The sequence below is a fragment of the Coleofasciculus sp. B1-GNL1-01 genome (assembly GCF_040220235.1).
Lineage (GTDB): Bacteria > Cyanobacteriota > Cyanobacteriia > Cyanobacteriales > Coleofasciculaceae > Coleofasciculus.
This window is the reverse complement of sequence record NZ_JAVJTO010000042.1, coordinates 22874-41022: the sequence shown is the minus strand read 5'-3', so window position 1 is coordinate 41022 and position 18149 is coordinate 22874. Positions and strand designations below refer to the sequence as shown.

Here is an 18149-nt window from a genome sequence, read left to right as displayed (position 1 = left end):
CTGCAATGCCTGTATTGAAAAATAGCAGGTTTGAGCAAGTAGAGGCATCTTGATAATGCCCATTCGGAATTCGGACAAAGGTTTCTCTGCCGAATCTGATGCGAGAATCTGCGTCTCTTCAGAGCGCAGAATGTCAAAACCGTACCTTTGAGCAAAGCGAAGGGTCAAAACTCAACACTTTAATAAAGTGTGTCATCACTGTAAAGCACCTGGTTCGTTCCTTTAGCTTTGGCACGCAAGAGATTATGATCCGCCCGTTTGACGAGGCTTTCACCTTTGTGGTCATCTGAAGCCTTGAGAGAAGCAATGCCAACGCTAATCGTAATCTCGATCGCGATCGTACCATCTACATTAAACGGTTGCTCGTTGATCTGATATCGCAGGCGTTTGGCGACAATTTTAGCTTCCTCCCCATTCGTTTGATTAAGAACCACTAAAAACTCTTCGCCGCCATACCGAAACAACGTATCCTGTAGGCGCAGATTATGCTGGAGTCTAGTTGAGAGCAACTGCAAAACGCGATCGCCAACTTGATGTCCATAGGTATCATTCACGGATTTGAAATGATCCACATCCATCATAATCACACTCAGATCCGTGATGTAGGTGCGGGCATTTTGGATTTGCCGTGGTAACTCCCATTCCATCGCCCGACGATTATTCAGTTCGGTTAAGGGATCAGCCAGAGCCAAGGTGGAGAGAACATCATTGGTTTGCAGCAGTTTTTGGTAGAACTGTACACTGCGCCATCCGGCTAGGATATGGGCTTTCAGAAGCCGATATTCTGCCAACGCACTTCCTGGATCTCCCGTTGGGGTGCAAGTCAAGGGTAAGTAGGCATCGGCACCGCCTTCTAGGGCTTCAGCACAAATAATTTGTTCCCGACGCGGATCAGCGGCTTTGCTTTCACTCAAGGAATAAGACGGGTCATTAATTAAAATGCAATAGATCCAGCTTAACTGTAGCTGTTCTTTAACCTGCTTACACAGTTCCAAACTCCCATTTTGGGTTGCCTGCACGATTAAAATTGCGTATTGTTTAGCTTGAACCTTACTCAGAGCATCTTCTGGATTGGCAGACGACTCCACCTTGCCAGACGTGATCGTGCGAATCTGGTCAAGGAACGTCTTAAGGAATTGCGGATTTCCCACGATTAATACAGAAGCGTCCATTTTGGGATGTAGCTCTGAAGAGCTGAGACATTGACCCTGTGCACCTGATGTCAAAACGTTTTCTACCAGAAGTTGAAGCTTTGGCAGGGGATTTCCCCTCTCTATCTAGAGTAGACTGTTTTTCGGGCTAAGAACAGTAGTATATGTGCTGTAGGCAGAAACTTACGCTGATCCGTTTGAGGGTTGCTACCCTGCATTGGATGCGATAAGGAGTTCGAGTATAACTCATTTCCCCTGACTTCTACAGTGAACTACCCAACACCAAGCTTATGCTATGGTGTGGGACTTATGGTTCCTCCCCCAAACCCCCACCATCAGTTAACTTATCGTGCCTTCTGCCTGGTTGGTGAGCGTTCGACTGAGCGCTCACGCCGAAGTCCTGCCGAACTACTGCCTCCTGCCTTGGTGTCTTGTCTCCACCAATAGTGTAAGTAAGCTGTTCGGCATTTAAACCTTAATATCAATGATGGCGCAATCCTTGTAGTGCGTTTAGCGAAGCCATGCCGCAGGCTTTGCATCTTGCTCGCTACTAATACCCAATTTAAATGCATGACAGCTTATTCAACCGGACATAATTATAACCCCACCCAAATCAACGATTCAGATGGGGATAAAGATGGCAAAACCTCAGTCAGTGAAGCACATGCTGAGGAACCTTTGTTGGGAACACACTAAGTTAGGGGATTACTTCTTTTGTTTAAACTGCTTCAAGATTGAACCGATACCCAGGGAACCCACGGCGAGTAAGCCGCCAATTGTACCGGGTTCAGGAACCTCGGTTTGCTCGTACCGATTTTCCACCACGGAAATGAACCCTCTAGCACCATTTTTAGCTTCGATGTTAATTTGGTTCTCTACCCTGGCTTTAGCAAGCTTTTGGTCTAAAGAGACTTGATCAGTTTTATTGTTGGCTGGCGGAGCAAAAACTTCGGCTGTACCAACCGTTGTGTTATCCATCGCCTTGATGGTTTGAGTAACCTTCGCTAGCACATCGTCGTTAGCCAATGCGCTCGGCGGGGAACCTGAACCATCAAATTTGAGCAGCGCACTGTCCAACCGCTTGTTTGGGTCGAGAACAGTGATATCGTAGGCGAGGAAGACATCTAGGCTTGATGATGGATTGGTGGATGTTGAACGAGCTGAAAAGCCAGTCTGAAACAGTAACCCAAACGGATCATCATCTTTGGTTTGGACATTGATGCTGTTACAGCTATTCGGCGTTGTCGTTCCTGTCTGGCTGATAATACACTCGAAATTGCCGAATTCTTTATCACCAACAGTAATGCTTTGATTATTGCTGATTAAGTCTCCCAGATTAAACACTAGTGCCTGGGCTGGGGCTGCAAGTGTGGTTGCAACAGTTGCTGCGGTAAATGCGAGTGCTAACCTACGTTTGTGAATCATTAATCCTCCTAAATTACTACGTGCATGAATAGAGTTTAGATGTAACTAACACAGCTAACTATGAATCTTTTTGACGTTGCCGTTTCAGAATCGACCCAATGCCCAAGGAGCCTAATCCTACTAGACCTGCTATTGTACCGGGTTCAGGAACTTGGTAAGTCTGAGTAATCATAGAAATCCTTGCTCCATCAGTTAGAAAGATATCTTTGGTAACGAGGGCTTTTGTGACTGATTCACTCAGAGGAACATCTTGATTCAATTCAAAACCAGGATCAGATAAATCATCTGGTGCTGTCACGGTGAGAGAGCCAAGGAATTTATTTACATCATTAGCATCAACGACAGTTTCTGTAATGGATGCAAATCCATCAGGATTGGTGACTTCACCATCGAATGCTAATCCAATACTGTTGAAGGGTGACGTTCCTGGCTTAGCCATTACTGTGTACTGGATTAAGACATCGATAAATGAGCTTGCGCCTTCTGCTGCGAAAAAGTCACTTTCAAATTTCAGTCCATTGGCAAGTAAAGAGACTTCGACATCTTCACAACTGGTTGGGGTATTTGTTGTCGGATCGGAACTAATTAAGCAAGTGAAGTCACTGAATATCTTGTCGGTAGTCTCTAATGTCCCACCATCATTCTCTAGATCCGCTAGGCTTATGGCACTGGCTGGAGCTGCTAGCGCTCCCAGAACCGTTACTGCTGTTACTGCTGTAGCTACTGCCCATTTCTGTATCATGTTTGAACTCCTTGATTAGACTGTCTACCCTAGATTCCCTGCTTTTCCTTTCTTTAAAGGTACTGTACTCTAACTGGCGTGTCATCCCCATTTCGGTGAAGTATCGGTGAAGTGACCACTCAGTTATGTGAAGTTTTGATAAACTGCCCTCTAACGCTGACTGTGATTAACGATAAAGCGATCGCACCTTCATTTTCTCCAAAGGGGCGATCGCATCATTCGTCTCAAGGTTTGACAGTAGCTTTATATACAAAAAATTGGGGGTCTTGCTTTTGTTGTCCCCAATGTTTTTGTGTTTGAGCCAAAGGCTCTAGCTTATTGTCTTAAGCCTTGTTCTTTTTGCCAGCGCGGGTCAGAGCTAAGGAACCAGCGACTACTCCCAAACCAAGCATCGTGGCAGGTTCAGGAACAGAAGCGGTAGTAAATGCAGCACCAGAGAATGAAGCATTCACCATGCCATCTTGATTGAGAACTAAGTCTTCGATATCATCAGCGTCAGCGTCATTAACTTGGAAAGTTAGGTTACCTGCACCGTCAGATAACATACCGTCGGCACTGATAAACTGTCCGAAAACAGATAGATCAATGGCTACATTCTCACCACTTTGGCTAAATGTGTAGTCACCAACACTTGTTAGATTGAATACATTCAAGCCATCTCCAGGACTACCAGGAAAGCTAGCTTCCAAGTCTAAAAAGGGATTGTTTGCGGTAGCATCATCCAAGTCTATGTCGCTGATGATAGCAGCATCAAAAGCTGTAAAGCTTTCTGTTTGAAGGGTAAGAGCAATGTCACCTGGATCAGAGAAATCTACTTCATCCATAGAAATTTCAGCAGTAGTGAAGACGCTACTGAAATTAAATTGACCAGTTAACGCAGCAGCACTTGCCGCGCCAGCGTTAGCCAACACACCAGCAGCCGCTAGGGGCAGTACAGCGAGTGAACCTAAAATTGCTTTTTTCATGAAATATACTCCTAATGACAGATCGATTGCGTGGTACTTAAGGAGTCTTGAGCCTGTGAGACTCTGACATTCAGATTACTTTTCTTTCCTTAAGCTAACTTCATACTACTCGACATGTCTAGGAGTATCCATAAAGCTATGATGAACTTTCTGTAAAGTTTTCATGAACTTTCGTCCAGAGGAGCAAGACATCCTGCTATTGGGGGATTTCTTGGAATTGATGCTTCCTGGAGGTTAGAGATTTTTAATATTACACCAGTGACTGCACGCTTTGTGTGTAGACGCTTTACTTAATATAACACAACTTTGTCAAGATCAATTAAAGATCAATAAGCGCACGTTGAGAAGCGCTCTCTTTTGCCGGATACCAGAGGGACACGGTATATCGCCCCCTCTGGTGTAGCATATATTACGCCTGTTTCTTTTTGCGAGAGCGAGACAGCATCAGAGAACCCGCGACTAAGCCTAAACCAGCCAAGGTTGTGGGTTCAGGTACAGAAGCACTCATGAACACACCAGAGAAACTAGCATCTAAACCTTCAGAGGAGGCAAGCGCCGCTTGAACACCTGACTCTCTCAGGGTACTTTGGAAGGTTATAGTGCCTGCACCTTTAGACATTTGCCCCTCTGCACTGGTGAAGAATCCGGAAAGTCCTATGGATATAGATGTACCCGTGAATTGATTGTCATGGTCAAACATTTCCTCGATTGTAAAGTCGCCGATGCTCAACAGAGAAAATGTATCTTCTTCATCGGTTATACTGGCATCGCCAAAGGGTAAATTGCCCAAATCTAAAAAGTTTTTGACCAATGGGTTATCTTTGGTTGCTCCATTGCTAGGGATAAGCGGAGAAGGAATTGACTTGATTGTTCCGGCGTCGAAGGCAGAGAAGGTTCCAGATTGATTCGATAAAAGAAGCGCTCCTGGATCAGGTGTGAATTTTATCTGATCGGAAAACAGAGTAGCATTGGTGACTTGTACGAAAGGTGCAGTATCCGTTAGGTTTATTCCCGGAGAAATACTGAACTCTCCGACCAAAGCCGCTGCTTTTGCTTCACTAGCTGTGCTAAAAACACTAGCTGTAACGACAGGAAGCATGGCTAGGGAAGCAAGGATTGTTTTATTCATTGGAACTCCTTCGGTTTGGCGAACAAATAAGTAATTGTAGAATTTAAGAAGAGTCAATTATTTTAGGGATTACGATATTTTCCTCTCCTCACAAATAAGCTAACTGAATACTCCTGCTGTTGGCAAGACCTGAATGTAAAGCTATCAATAACTTTCTATAAAGTTTCGATGAAGTGATATCTACAGACACGATCGCGGAAATACTCTTCATACAACTGACAGCTTACCACCACGCGATCGCCAACCCAACGCACTAACCCGAAACTGTGCAGCTTCACCATCTGGATTGGATCAAGTTCTACAGCACCATTTGCCTTAATCACCTGCTGATACGCCACCGCTAAATCTGGATACTGACGCAGCCTCCATAAAAGGCGATGCAAGTGATTCCCATAGATTCCTGTATCCGTCGCTACAGTTTCTGCTACCGATTTGAAACTTACCTGATGTTTGACCATTTCATAGAACATCAAACGCACCAAATAGGGAAACCCTCCCACTAACCGGATAAGCTGATCCAGTTCCTGGGATGATAAATAGAGTCCATAACGCTTTGCCAACTCGTAGACTTGTTCGCGAGTAAACGGGGATAACTGAATCCCTAACCCCACAGTTAACAGCGATTGATAGGTATGAAACCAACAATAACCCTCAGAGGAATGAACTAGCACCAAGCGCAGGTTTGAAAAGATGGGGATATCTTTGGTATCCTCTTGCCAGGAGTGTAATAATGCCAAAAAGTCTGCCGCGATCGCAGGATACTCGAAAACTTGATTCACTTCATCAATGGCAATAACCAACGGGCGATCGCTTTGTGCAAGCAAATACTCCTGGAAATAAAGCGTGCAGCTAACCAAACTGCCCATTGCTTCATCCCAATACTCATCTAGTTTCAGTTCTAATCTAAGTTGTCGTGTCACATTGACACAAAGCCAGCGCAGAAATGTTGCGATCGCACTAAACACTGAACTCTCTGCCTGATTCAAACTCAATCGTACCGTCTGATAGTTCTGCTTCTGTGCATCAGCCAGAATTCTTGCCATTAACGAGGTTTTCCCCATCTGCTGAGAACCCTGCAAACGCAGGATAGTGGCGGGTTGGCGGATTTGCTGACAGCCGTCTGATTCTATAGGCGATCGCTCAATATAATAGATAGAATTCAACGGAACTTGTCCCTCTGGTACTTCTAAGGCAACAAACTGCCTAGGTTTTAGGAAGTTAGCCGTTGTCAAACCCTTGTCACTGAACAGTCTTCGTTCGAGTACCGAGCGAAAATTCGTCTTATTAACTTTTTCCCCACAGGCGTTTGAGAGTAAGTGCCATAACTTCGGCGCGACACCTTGCTTAATATAGTTGGCAGAATAACCATTCTCCTGAGCAATCTGGTCATAGGTTTTAGGTTCATCCTGCCATGATGCCCATAGAATCGCTTTTTGAATATAACTCAGCGAATGACCAGTCTTGGCAACCAGGAACGTATCAATACATTCCAATATCTGGTCAATTGGACGATGCCCCTGTTTAATCATCCTATCTATGCCTTCTCAGCCTGTAGCGCCATTACCGTTTAGAACATGTCACGCCTTGTCAATTCATATAAGTTCATAAAATTTAGACAAAGATGACTCCCTCAACTTATCAGTTTAATATATTGACAATTACATAATTTTGTGCAGTAAACCAAAATAGACGCGAATAAATAGTGACCTGTCTCTGACTAAAATATCAACTTTATATATTGACAAATCTGGAAATCTGATTATCTTAATAAGAATTCAACATCCAATTGAGTTTGTCAACCCTCTTATTTAAAGAGTCTGTAAATTTTTGGGACAGCAATTAAAGATTAGATAAAGCTTCGCCGTTCAGCCACACAAAATTCATATCAAATTTATATATTGTTGATAGAGATTAAATTTGGCATCATAAAAAGTATAGATGGTAGGTTGTGAAACACCATAAAATTTATTCCTCAGTGTAACGGGGATAGGCTGGAAGAGAGGTCGCTGGTATTGATCCGCATTCTTGGCTAAAGCTATTAACGAAAAATCGCTTTGGATTTGAGTGATTGTTAAGGCGTCGTAGCTGGAGCGATCGCCGTGACAAACGGGCGTCTAAAACTTCAATGGATTTAACCGGAACCCTAGGGATTTTCTCTGAAAAACTTAACCGATAAACACTGGTCTGAAAAGCTCAATTTGTCGGGGAGAGTTCCCGGAAGCATTATCCTTGTTTAGAAAACGGATTTATATATCATGAAAATCCTTGTCGTTGAAGATAATTTAGACTTTGCCGAAGTGTTATTGGAATGTCTCACATTTGAAGGCTATACCGTCGATGTAGTCACAAACGGTGCAGCGGCTTGGGACAGGGCAGTAATCACTGACTATGACTTGGTACTTTCTGATATCGAGCTTCCCAAACTAGATGGGATAAGTCTGTGTAAAAAATTGCGTTATCATGGCTATCGTCTGCCTATATTCCTAATGACAGGTTTAGAACGAGATTTGCCAATAATCTTGACGAATGAAGCCAAAGCTAATGCTTATTTTTTCAAACCCTTTAGTTTCCAAAAGTTATTAGAACGGATTCAATCCCACTGTCTCTGTTGCTAAGTCAAATGTTTTCAGGGAGGAGTGGCTGGCATTCTGTAAAACTTGTCCCGAATAACCTCTGAAAAAAATCAAAACTTCTGTATAGATCAGGGCTTTCGCTTACCTCCCTCCTTTAAAAAATTTAACGTCAACCCTTAAAAACTCTTTCAATTATCATGTGCATCACAGGTTCTCTTGCTGATTTTTCTCTACCGCAAGTTTTTTGCTTACTGGAAACTGGACATCAAAGCGGTTTACTCACTCTGCATCCTGAAGGTACGGATCATACGTCCTCGAATCAAGCGTATTATATCTGGGTGTATCGGGGACAGCTTGTGGGAATGGCAAATTTGTTAGATCATCAAGGTTTAGTCTCCTTAATTGCCCAACAGCGCTGGCTCAAGGATATCTGTCCATCCAGTCTCTTTGCTAAATTGACGAGATTATGTCCTAAGCATCAACCTTTGGGTTCTTATCTGAAAAAACAGGGTATTTTAACCAACCAACAACTCAAGTGGCTATTCCAAGTTCAAGTTCTCCAGCCCTTATGCAATGCATTTCAACTTAAAGCAGGTCATTTTAGGTTTGATCATAATGTACCGCTACCGACAATAGAAATGACAGGTTTGAGTATATCAGCGACACTCGCCACATTGATGGGACTGAGAAATTTACCAAGTTGGGATGCTTTGGCGGATCACTTACCTGATCCAGATATGGGTTTAGCCAGTTTAGGGACAGATCAGTCTGAGTTTCCGTTAAATGACCTAGAGTGGCAAGTTTGGACATATACGGATTGCATGGTGTCTCTCAAATCCATCGCCCAATACCTACAACTTCCCCTGAAAACGGTACAGCAGATTGCTTTTCGCTTAATTGCGATCGGTTTAGCGGAAGAGATGTCTCTAGCGGTAGAAGATGACTATACCCCAGCCATCGAGTCTCAATCATCAGGGTTACACCAAGACTCCTATCGGGAAGTCGTTAGTTATTCGTTTCTGCAACATTTACTAGGATTTTTAGTTCCTAAAGCGTCTTAGTGACTTAAGGTTGGTGGGTTGAGCGAAGCCGAAACCCACCCTACGGTATATTAAGAGTTTTGGCGATCTAAGAAAATGTTTATATGAACTACAGCGACTTACTTCGTTGAAGTCGCTGTTTCTGACGCTTCCTCACTCCTAGTTGCTTCATGCTTCCACAATCAGTAGAGCTAGGTAGCTCTGCGTCTAAAGAGGTTCGTTCCAAACCCCTTGCCCAAATCTCATTAACTTGAGCAGCATTAACATCTCTATCTTCGACGTGCTTACAGTCGGGATTAGAGCAAATATGGACTCTATCGCTCAAAGTCTTAGGCGTTAATTCCCAACATTTAGCACATCGTTGAGTTGGCTTGAGCGTCCTAGTTGGTGACTCAACATAAAACCCACCTGCCTCAGCCGATTTGTAGCTTAATAAATCACCGACTATGCCAAACCCAACGTCGAGAATAGACCGATTTAATCCGGCTTTCTGTTTCTTACGCTTACCCTTGTTTGCCTTCCGAGTCATACCCTTGACGTTTAACTGCTCACCACCGATTAGGCTATTACCGCTAACTATCTCGCTGGTTGTTTTGTGCAGCCAGTCTTCTCGTTGTCGGGATATCTTACCCTGAAGCTCAGAAATCCGCTTTTGTTCTTTTTTCCATCGTCTCGACCCCTTAACTTTTTTGTTCCTATTAGGTGGTCTTTTGCGTCTTAACCGCTTTGAGGCTACCTTAACTTTTTTGTGTCCCTCTTTAATAAAATCGGGTTTAGCAATTTTCTCGCCAGTTGAAAGCGTTACCGCGTCTTTACAGCCAAGGTCGATTCCGATTGAACCCGTACCTGTTTGACGGATTGGGTTGCACTGCACAGTGATTGACGCATACCACTTACCATTTCTGAAAAAGATTGTGCAGGTTGTTGGCGTTCCCCAGGTCCTAGCTTGCCCCCGCATTTGAATCTTTAAACCAAGGTCTCTTAGTTCCAAGTAACCGTTTTTACCGTTAGATAAAGCCTTCCAACCTGCTTTGTCTGGATAGGTCCAGCCACTATACCGCCGCTTCGCTTTAAACTTAGGATACTTACCTAATCCTTGGAAAAATCGCTTATAGGCAAAATCAACCCGCTTTAATGTAGCTTGTAACGTATGAGAACCTAATTCGGCATACTCAATCCAAACTTTCTTAAACTCAGGCAAACAGTTTTGCTGCTCAAGATAATTAACGGAATGACCAAAGCGCTTGTACTGCGTCCTTCGGTTAGCAATTGCCGCGTTATAGAGCTCGCAGTGCATTTTTCTCGCCCAATGAAGCTGGTCACATTGAGCCTTGTTTGGGTAAATTCTATAGGTCACTCTACGTGTTTTCATGCCTATATTTTACCATAAAAATTTGACAAACTACGGAATATTTAATTCCTAGTTTGTCTGCTATCCTTCCCCGACCCACTGTCGTTGAAGTCGGGGAATGCCGCAATTACGTTCAAATGCGATCGCACCACCTCTTCCCAATATAGAACAAATGTACTAACATAGATCTCAATCAAGGTCTTGGAATTGTAGACGATGATGTGGCAACCCGGACAGAAATTACAACAGGGCAAATACGCGATCGCAAAAATCCTCGGACAAGGTGGCTTTGGCATAACCTACCTCGTCAAAGACAAACAGGGAAATCCCTTGGTGATTAAAACCCTCAACGACTACCTGCAACGCCAATACGACGCCACCAAATATCAGCAGGATTTCATCAATGAAGCCTTACGTTTAGCCAAATTCCGCCATCCTCATATCGTGCGCGTCGATGAAGTGATTAAAGAGGATGAACAGTGGTGCATCGTCATGGAATATATAGAGGGGGAAACATTAGCCCATCGAGTTTGGCATCACGGTGTTTTGTCCGAATCCGAAGCGTTAGGCTACATCCAGCAGATTGGCAATGCACTGACGCTGATTCACAATCAAGGCTTACTGCACCGAGATATCAAACCTCTCAATATTATGCGGCGTCCTGTGGAAACTGTACCCGGAATTGCTGGATATGAAGCCGTTCTGATTGATTTTGGCATTGCCCGTGAATTCACCCCCAATATTACCCAAACCCATACCCAGTCGTTATCTGAAGGATTTGCGCCAATTGAACAATATGATTGGCGATCCAAACGAGGTGCTTATACTGATGTTTATGCTTTAGCCGCGACATTGTATGCTTTGCTAACGGGTGAAATTCCCTTACCTGCACCGATGCGAGCATACCGTTTAGAATTAGAAGCCCCTCAACAGCTTAATCCTAAAATTAGCGATCGCGTCAATCAAGCTATCCTGAAAGGGATGGCACTCCAACCGGAAGCCCGTCCCCAATCCGTGGCAGAATGGTTGGTAATGTTGGGCAGTAGTACAGTACTATCGGGACTTTCTCCTGACGATTATCAGCGATTGCGGACTCTACTGGCGGCTCAACAGTGGCAAGCGGCGGATCAAGAAACGGCTAAACTCGTGCTGAAAGTATCAAAACGAGACGGCTGGTTGAGGGTGGCGGATATTGAGACGTTTCCGGTTCAGGAATTACATCGGATTGATAAGATGTGGAGAGAATACAGTCGCGATCGCTTCGGTTTAACCGTCCAAAAGCAAATCTGGCAGAGTATTCTAGATAAGCAGAAAAGTCATTGGCAAGCCTGGTGTAGTTTTGGCGATCGCGTGGGATGGCGAGTAAAAGGCAATTGGGTATCCTATAATCGTCTCCAGTTCAGCCCAGACGCACCCATTGGCGAATTGCCCGCGCTGATAGTTGCTGATCGTTTTGCCTTGCGCCAGCAGGAGTCTGTCGTGTCTTTGTTGTCACGCCAAGATTTGTAAGTCGGTGGGAACAATGCAAGTTAGCGCCTCTGATTGTCTTTTGTTTATGTAAAGGTTTTTTGAGTTATCCATGACAAACTCTCGCCAACTTGCATTCCTCGCCCTACGAGATATTCACAAGTTAGGTGCGTTTACAGATATTGCGTTGGATCGAGTGCTTCAGAACGCTACTCTCAACCGTGCCGATCGCGCTCTGTTAACCGATTTAGTCTATGGTACTACCAGACATACTCGCACCCTGGATGCCTTAATTGATCAATTGGGGAAGAAAAAAGCCCACCAGCAGCCCCCAGACTTGCGCTTCATTCTGCATCTGGGCTTATACCAATTGCGCTATCTACAACGGATTCCCCCATCAGCCGCCGTTAATACCAGCGTGGAACTAGCTAAAGCTAATCAATTAAAAGGACTGGCTGGGGTAGTTAATGGGGTACTGCGACAGTATACCCGTCTAAACACCAATCCCCAACTAAACGATCCCTTACAATTACCCTCCCACCCGATTCAGCGCCTGGGTATTCTCTATAGTTTTCCCGACTGGATGATCGAACTGTGGTTAAATCAATTCGGCATCGAGGAAACAGAAGCCCTTTGTCAATGGTTCAACCAACCGCCAACCCTTGACCTGCGGATCAATCCCTTGAACGCTTCCATCGATACGGTGGAGACAGCAATGCAAGCCGCAGGTATTCAGGTTCAGCGCCTTCCCCACCTCCCCCAAGCCTTACGCTTCCAAGGAAGTACAGGTTCAATACAAACGCTTCCTGGATTTAACGAGGGATGGTGGACAATTCAAGATAGTAGCGCTCAACTGGTGAGTCATTTACTTAATCCTCAACCCCATGATGTCATCATTGACGCTTGTGCTGCACCGGGCGGTAAAACCACGCATCTTGCCGAACTCATGCGCGATCGCGGTACAATCTGGGCATGTGACAAAGCCGCATCTCGCCTAAAAAAAGTCAAAGCTAATACCCAACGGTTACAATTACAATCCATTCAAATCTGCCCAGGCGATAGCCGCGACTTTCCCCAATTTACCCAAAAAGCCGATGCTGTTTTACTTGACGCCCCCTGTTCTGGCTTAGGTACGCTGCACCGTCGCCCCGATATCCGGTGGCGTTGTACTCCAGCCAGAGTTCAGGAACTTTCTGTACTGCAAAGTGAACTATTAACTCAGACAGCCACCTGGGTAAAACCCGGAGGCGTCTTAGTTTACGCCACCTGTACTTTGCATCCCCAGGAAAATGAAGCCGTGATTCAAGCCTTTCTAGAACGTCATCCCCACTGGCGTATCGATGCACCCCCGCCGACACTCACCACTTTTTCTACGCCTCAAGGCTGGCTGAAAGTCTTACCCCATCAGCATCAGATGGATGGCTTTTTTATGGTGAGATTGAAGTATTTGGGGAATTAGTCATTTGTCATTGGTCATTGGTCATTGGTCATTTGTCATTTGTGATAATTGAACGGTCAGGTCGGGGCGGGTTTAGTTATATCAGGGTGAAAACGAAACGTTAGTGGTAAAACCCGCCCCTACACAATCTTGCCCATCTTCCCCATCTTGCCCATCTTGCCCATCTCCCCCATCTTCCTCATCTCCCCCATCTTGCCCATCTCCCCCATCTTCCCCATCTCCCTCATCTTCCCCATCTCCCCCATCTTCCCTTAACCAAGCCTGCTCATTGGTAAAGATTAGAACGTCTAAGCGCATTTTTGGGGACAGTTCTGATATAGATAGAGCAGAAGTTCTTTGTAGAAAAATGTCATGGTTACAGACTCTCACGTCAAACAGCTCGTAAAGATTCTGATTGGTGCAGCTTGGATCGATGGTCGAATTCAGCCAGAGGAACGGCAGTATCTGCGCCAAGTCGCCCAGCAATCCAATGTGGCTGAAGACCCAGAAATTCGACCCTTGTTGAACGAACTCAAATCGGTATCCAGTGACCAGTGTTATAGATGGGTGCAAGAGTATTTGGGTGATCATCCCAGCCAAGAGGATTATCAGGGCTTGATTGAAGCGATTAGTGCTTTGATTTACAGCGATGGCGATGTGGACACAGAAGAGGCTAAACTGCTCACTCGCTTACAGCTTCTCGATCCCGCCCAGGCTTCCCCCAAGTCCACTCATAATAGTGTGCTTAAAGCCATTCAAAAACTCTACCACCGCTGGATTGACCAGCAATCTTAGTGATGTGGGATTGGGGTTGGTCATTTGAGTTCTCAGTCCATTTTTTCTCCCCCAAGGGCAGGCTTAGTCCAGTTATCGATGTGTCACAAAATGTTATCCGGATAGGTTTAGTCAAATTTTACCGACAGGGCTAAAACCTTATGGGTAAAAACCGCCCCTAAAGGTCGGCTTTCCCAGCTTATTCAGCTTTTATCCTTTACTCTAAAAGTCAGTAGAGGATTTTTTATTTTTTGGCAACTAATTGTCCGGACGGATCGTCATTCACACTGAAAATGTTCCCATAAAGCAGTGACGAGCAAAACATTTTCTTGCTAAACTTTATCTAATGAATGGGTAGGAAAATTTTAGGAACATCTGGAATTCTAAACGGTCTAGTAAATTAACAAACAAAACGATTCGTGTTGGAGAACGCCTTTAATGTCTAACTTTCATCCCTGGCAATCTGGAACCGCTGCATTTTTAGCCTTTGGATTAACGGCTGGTGCGATCGCGCCCTTCGCCACAGGCACATCAGCCCTTGCCCAAAGCACAAATTTCTCAGATGTTTCTTCTACCTACTGGGCGGAAGACTTTATTACCGAATTAGCCCAACGGGATATTATTGCTGGTTTTCCGGATGGTACATTCCGACCGGATGCTCCTGTAACTCGCGCCCAGTTTGCGGCTATGATGCGTAAGGCAAATCAGGCTTTTAATAAAGCCGATCAACGGGGTTCAACGAACTTTGTTGATGTCCCCTCAAGATACTGGGCGTATTCTGCCATTCAAGATGCTTATAAAACGGGATTTTTAACGGGTTATCCGGGTAATGTTTTTAGACCCGAACAAAATATTCCCCGTGAACAAGTCTTAGTTTCATTGGCAAATGGTTTGGATTATTCAGCCAGTTCAACCAGTGTTTTAAATTACTACAATGATGCCTCTCGCATTTCCAGTTGGGCGCGGACACCAATAGCTGCTGCTACAGAAGAACGCTTGGTGGTGAATTATCCTAACGTTAAATCATTAAATCCCCAGCGGAATGCTAGTCGTGCTGAAGTTGCGGCATTTATTTACCAAGCTTTGGTGAGTGAAGGAGAAGCACAAGTTGTCAGTTCGCAGTACATTGCTGATCCGACGCCTGTTGCTCAAAATTTCACGATTCCTGCGGGTACAACTATTCCCGTTAAATATATCCGAGAGAAAATTCTGATCGCTGAAGAAGACGAACAATTACCCTTAACATTAACCGTCGATGCGAATATCACAACCTCTGATGGTAAAGTATTGATTCCGGCGGGTAGTGAGGTTGTGGGTGAGTTGCGTTCTACAGATGGTGGCGCTCAATTTATCGCCGAGAAACTGGTGATGAATGGTCAGCAAATGACGATTGATGCGGCGTCTGAAGTAATCACCACAACTGAAACAGTTACTCAAGGTAGTAGTGTCGGGAATCTGGTCAAGAATGCTGCACTCGGTACAGCGGCGGCGGCGGCGATTTCAGCGGTAACCGGAGATCGGGCGATCGCGACGGAAGAATTGTTGATTGGTACAGGCTCTGGTGTAGCATTGAGCTTAATCCAACGCTTCCTCGGTCGCAACAGTGTGGATTTGATTGTGATTGAACCGGATACCGATTTAGATATCACACTTGATGAGAATTTAGTCATCAGCACCAACTAGGGTACACAGAGGGTACACAGATCCCCGACTTCTTGGAGAAGTCGGGGATCTTGGTGAGATAGACTCTCGCTGGGGTCATTCAGTGTTTTTTTGACTCATTAATTCAAATTCATGATTCATTAGTTGGTAACCAAACCACAAACGTTGTTCCCTTCATTGACTCCTCCCCCGATCTCTGAATCGCTGGGTCTGACTGAGATTGAATCCACGGGGACTGCGCCGGACTAAAGACCTCGATTTGACCCTGCATTTGTTCAATCAGTGTTTTGGCGATCGCTAACCCTAAACCACTCCCTGGAATCCCTGTGTTGGCTTGAATCCCACGATAACGCCGCTCAAATAAATGCTCGATGTCTTGGGGCGGAATTCCAACTCCAGTGTCAGTAATCGCAATTCCTACCATTGTCCTCGCCTCATCTTTAGGTTGACCCACACCTGCTTCCACATCAATTTGCCCCCCAGCGGGTGTGTATTTTAAGGCATTGTCAATTAAATTATTTAAGACCTCTCGTAACGCCCTAGCGTTTGCCCGCACAGGGGGTAAGTCTTGGGGAATCGAGTAACGTAATTCTAAATCCCGTTCTCCTGCGATCGCTTGGGCGGAAATGAGCAGGGGTTCTAATACTTCGGTGATGGTGAATGACTCGACAATTAGGGGTTTACCCGGAAGTAAAGGAATGGCGGATGCGTCTGTGTCTGATTCTGAGTTAACTGGAGCTACAATTTTACCATTCTCGTCTGATTCGGAGAGGGGACAGGTTGCGGCGCTGGCTGATGCAGGTAAGGTTAAAGGTTCACTGGTTTGTGCATTCTCATCTAAGCACTCATCAAAATCTTGTAACAGTTCCTTCAAGCGATCGCTCTCTCGCACAATACTAGCGGCAACGTTATGATTTTTATCATCGGGTTGCAGTCGATTGAGTAGCAGTTTGCCAAAAGTTCGCAACGCAGTTAAAGGATTGCGAAATTGATGCAGGATATCATCAAGCCGATCCCGTTGCTGTGCTTGGAGGCGGCGTTGCTGAGTCCATTCCTGCTCAAACCAAGCCCGACGCCGATCCATTAAGTAAGCAAGTGTCAATGTTCCAGCGATGCGTTCAATCGCTGTCTGTTCTTTTTCATTCCACGGTCGATCATCGCGACTTGTGACTAATAATCCCATAACTACTTCTTCGTGGATTAGAGGCAAAACCATTTGCCGTCCTTGAGATAAGGGATAGTTGTCCTGAGAGAGTGAGGTGGAATCGGGGAGATGGTGATCGTCAGCAGGTTGAGGCAAAAGGCGAGGTACAGCTTCAGCAAGGCGGGGAATCGTATCTACTGAACTCATGCGATCGGGCAATGTTAACTCCGTATCCTCCTCTTCCCATATCGCCGCTTCTGGATAGACCACTACCGGAATCAGCTTAGGTTGCGCTGCCTCGTCAAGCTTATCCGTTGTTAAATATACCGCACTCAACGCCGCGCCTAGACTTTGAGTGAGTATTCCAACCTGTGATTGACACAAGGCGACAAATTCTGAACTAGCAGGAATGAACATGAGAATTGCGTGATCACCACCAGAGGGCTTTTACGACAGAACCCAATAGAGGTTCCTTTTCTATAATGTCGAACAATTGACACGACTGACTATTACCCAAAAGGTGTAGGATGACAGTCATTTGTCCTTTGTTCTTTATTATCTCCCCCATCTCCCCCATCTTCCCCATCTCCCTCATCTCCCCCATCTCCCTCATCTCCCTCATCTTCCCAGCCTCCCAGCCCTCTCCGGCGGCTTTTTGTGAACTTTTTTAACGAAAAATTAATTTTTTTAGTAGTGATTTTTAAAGGGTCATCGCTCAAAGCCTCTTTCAAACTTAGCATTGAGGCATTTTAGGTAGATCTATCAAAGAATAAAAAGATATTGATATTTCAGATTCAAGCAGATATACTTACGACGGCTTTTGTAACTAACATTACAACTGTCGGCAAAAAGAGGAGGTAAAGAGGTTGGCAAGAAGACGTAAACGCAAGAGTCGCCGCCGCCAAGAGGGGCGCAAGATCCTAGAACATGTGCCTCAGTATAATCTAGAAAGCGGTGAAGATAAACCGGTTACAGCAGCACGTAAATATATTCAATCAGCCGGGATTATTCCGCCCGCTTTGCTACTAGTTAAGCGAAATGAGCATACGACAGACCGTTATTTCTGGGCAGAAAAAGGTTTATTTGGCGCTCAATATGTTGAGGAAAATCATTTTCTGTTTCCCAGTCTGCGGGTGCTTGATGCTCCTGTCGAAAAGGCGGTAGTTGCGGTTCAAAGCCGCTGACTACAGCCAAATCTTACGAATTGACCAGTGCTTTGACACTTGTCAAGAGGCAATTCATTTCATTCCTGCTAGGGGGGTGAGATGAATTGCCTAATTTTTTATTA

18 protein-coding genes are annotated in these 18149 nt (G+C 45.0%); 8 read left to right on the top strand and 10 right to left on the bottom strand.

Features of this window, described 5'->3' with window-relative positions; genetic code table 11:
• Positions 1 to 179: 179 nt before the first annotated feature.
• Positions 180 to 1172, bottom strand: a complete 993-nt coding sequence (locus tag RID53_RS09690; protein ID WP_446387909.1) for a GGDEF domain-containing protein — start codon at positions 1170 to 1172, stop codon at positions 180 to 182.
• A gap of 549 nt (positions 1173 to 1721) precedes the next feature.
• Between RID53_RS09690 and RID53_RS09685 the strand changes: the two genes are divergently transcribed.
• A complete protein-coding gene (locus RID53_RS09685) occupies positions 1722 to 1847 on the top strand; it encodes a hypothetical protein (RefSeq protein ID WP_446387908.1) in 126 nt (41 codons plus the stop codon).
• Between the two features lie 9 nt (positions 1848 to 1856).
• Here RID53_RS09685 and RID53_RS09680 read toward each other — a convergent pair whose 3' ends face one another.
• From RID53_RS09680 to RID53_RS09660, 5 genes are all read right to left on the bottom strand, one after another.
• Entirely contained in the window at positions 1857 to 2576 is a 720-nt protein-coding gene (locus RID53_RS09680; RefSeq protein ID WP_446387907.1) for a PEP-CTERM sorting domain-containing protein, read from the bottom strand.
• Positions 2577 to 2634: 58 nt separating this feature from the next.
• The gene (locus tag RID53_RS09675) at positions 2635 to 3318 is read right to left on the bottom strand and encodes a PEP-CTERM sorting domain-containing protein (protein WP_446387906.1); all 684 of its coding nucleotides are present in this window, start codon (positions 3316 to 3318) and stop codon (positions 2635 to 2637) included.
• 323 nt (positions 3319 to 3641) lie between these two features.
• Positions 3642 to 4283, bottom strand: a complete 642-nt coding sequence (locus RID53_RS09670) for a PEP-CTERM sorting domain-containing protein (protein WP_446387905.1) — start codon at positions 4281 to 4283, stop codon at positions 3642 to 3644.
• A gap of 409 nt (positions 4284 to 4692) precedes the next feature.
• A complete protein-coding gene (locus tag RID53_RS09665; RefSeq protein WP_446387904.1) occupies positions 4693 to 5412 on the bottom strand; it encodes a PEP-CTERM sorting domain-containing protein in 720 nt (239 codons plus the stop codon).
• A gap of 155 nt (positions 5413 to 5567) precedes the next feature.
• Complete coding sequence (locus tag RID53_RS09660) at positions 5568 to 6941, bottom strand: AAA-like domain-containing protein (RefSeq protein WP_446387903.1); 1374 nt, start codon at positions 6939 to 6941, stop codon at positions 5568 to 5570.
• 726 nt (positions 6942 to 7667) lie between these two features.
• On the opposite strand from RID53_RS09660, the gene RID53_RS09655 reads away from it, so the two are divergent.
• Together RID53_RS09655 and RID53_RS09650 are read left to right on the top strand one after the other, a co-directional pair.
• Positions 7668 to 8027 carry a response regulator transcription factor gene (locus tag RID53_RS09655; protein ID WP_446387902.1) on the top strand — a complete coding sequence of 120 codons (360 nt, stop codon included), beginning with the start codon at positions 7668 to 7670 and terminating at the stop codon, positions 8025 to 8027.
• Between the two features lie 155 nt (positions 8028 to 8182).
• The gene (locus tag RID53_RS09650; protein WP_446387901.1) at positions 8183 to 9046 is read left to right on the top strand and encodes a DUF4388 domain-containing protein; all 864 of its coding nucleotides are present in this window, start codon (positions 8183 to 8185) and stop codon (positions 9044 to 9046) included.
• An 88-nt stretch (positions 9047 to 9134) separates the two neighbouring features.
• Here the strand turns inward: RID53_RS09650 and RID53_RS09645 are convergent, their stop codons facing one another.
• Positions 9135 to 10397: an RNA-guided endonuclease InsQ/TnpB family protein gene (locus RID53_RS09645; RefSeq protein WP_446387900.1), complete on the bottom strand. Its 1263-nt coding sequence runs from the start codon at positions 10395 to 10397 to the stop codon at positions 9135 to 9137.
• 195 nt (positions 10398 to 10592) lie between these two features.
• Here RID53_RS09645 and RID53_RS09640 point away from each other — a divergent pair, with 195 nt between their 5' ends.
• Positions 10593 to 11885, top strand: a complete 1293-nt coding sequence (locus tag RID53_RS09640) for a protein kinase domain-containing protein (protein WP_446387899.1) — start codon at positions 10593 to 10595, stop codon at positions 11883 to 11885.
• 70 nt (positions 11886 to 11955) lie between these two features.
• Entirely contained in the window at positions 11956 to 13302 is a 1347-nt protein-coding gene (locus RID53_RS09635) for a 16S rRNA (cytosine(967)-C(5))-methyltransferase (protein WP_446387898.1), read from the top strand.
• Positions 13303 to 13383: 81 nt separating this feature from the next.
• Here RID53_RS09635 and RID53_RS09630 read toward each other — a convergent pair whose 3' ends face one another.
• Positions 13384 to 13599, bottom strand: a complete 216-nt coding sequence (locus RID53_RS09630) for a hypothetical protein (RefSeq protein WP_446387897.1) — start codon at positions 13597 to 13599, stop codon at positions 13384 to 13386.
• Between the two features lie 54 nt (positions 13600 to 13653).
• Between RID53_RS09630 and RID53_RS09625 the strand changes: the two genes are divergently transcribed.
• Positions 13654 to 14076, top strand: a complete 423-nt coding sequence (locus tag RID53_RS09625; RefSeq protein ID WP_446387896.1) for a tellurite resistance TerB family protein — start codon at positions 13654 to 13656, stop codon at positions 14074 to 14076.
• A 417-nt stretch (positions 14077 to 14493) separates the two neighbouring features.
• Positions 14494 to 15738, top strand: a complete 1245-nt coding sequence (locus RID53_RS09620; protein ID WP_446387895.1) for an S-layer homology domain-containing protein — start codon at positions 14494 to 14496, stop codon at positions 15736 to 15738.
• Between the two features lie 109 nt (positions 15739 to 15847).
• Here the strand turns inward: RID53_RS09620 and RID53_RS09615 are convergent, their stop codons facing one another.
• Positions 15848 to 17278, bottom strand: a complete 1431-nt coding sequence (locus RID53_RS09615; RefSeq protein ID WP_446387894.1) for a GAF domain-containing sensor histidine kinase — start codon at positions 17276 to 17278, stop codon at positions 15848 to 15850.
• Positions 17279 to 17370: 92 nt separating this feature from the next.
• Positions 17371 to 17601: a hypothetical protein gene (locus RID53_RS09610; RefSeq protein ID WP_446387893.1), complete on the bottom strand. Its 231-nt coding sequence runs from the start codon at positions 17599 to 17601 to the stop codon at positions 17371 to 17373.
• A gap of 126 nt (positions 17602 to 17727) precedes the next feature.
• On the opposite strand from RID53_RS09610, the gene RID53_RS09605 reads away from it, so the two are divergent.
• Positions 17728 to 18045, top strand: a complete 318-nt coding sequence (locus RID53_RS09605) for a DUF3155 domain-containing protein (protein ID WP_044209540.1) — start codon at positions 17728 to 17730, stop codon at positions 18043 to 18045.
• The last annotated feature ends 104 nt before the right edge of the window (positions 18046 to 18149 follow it).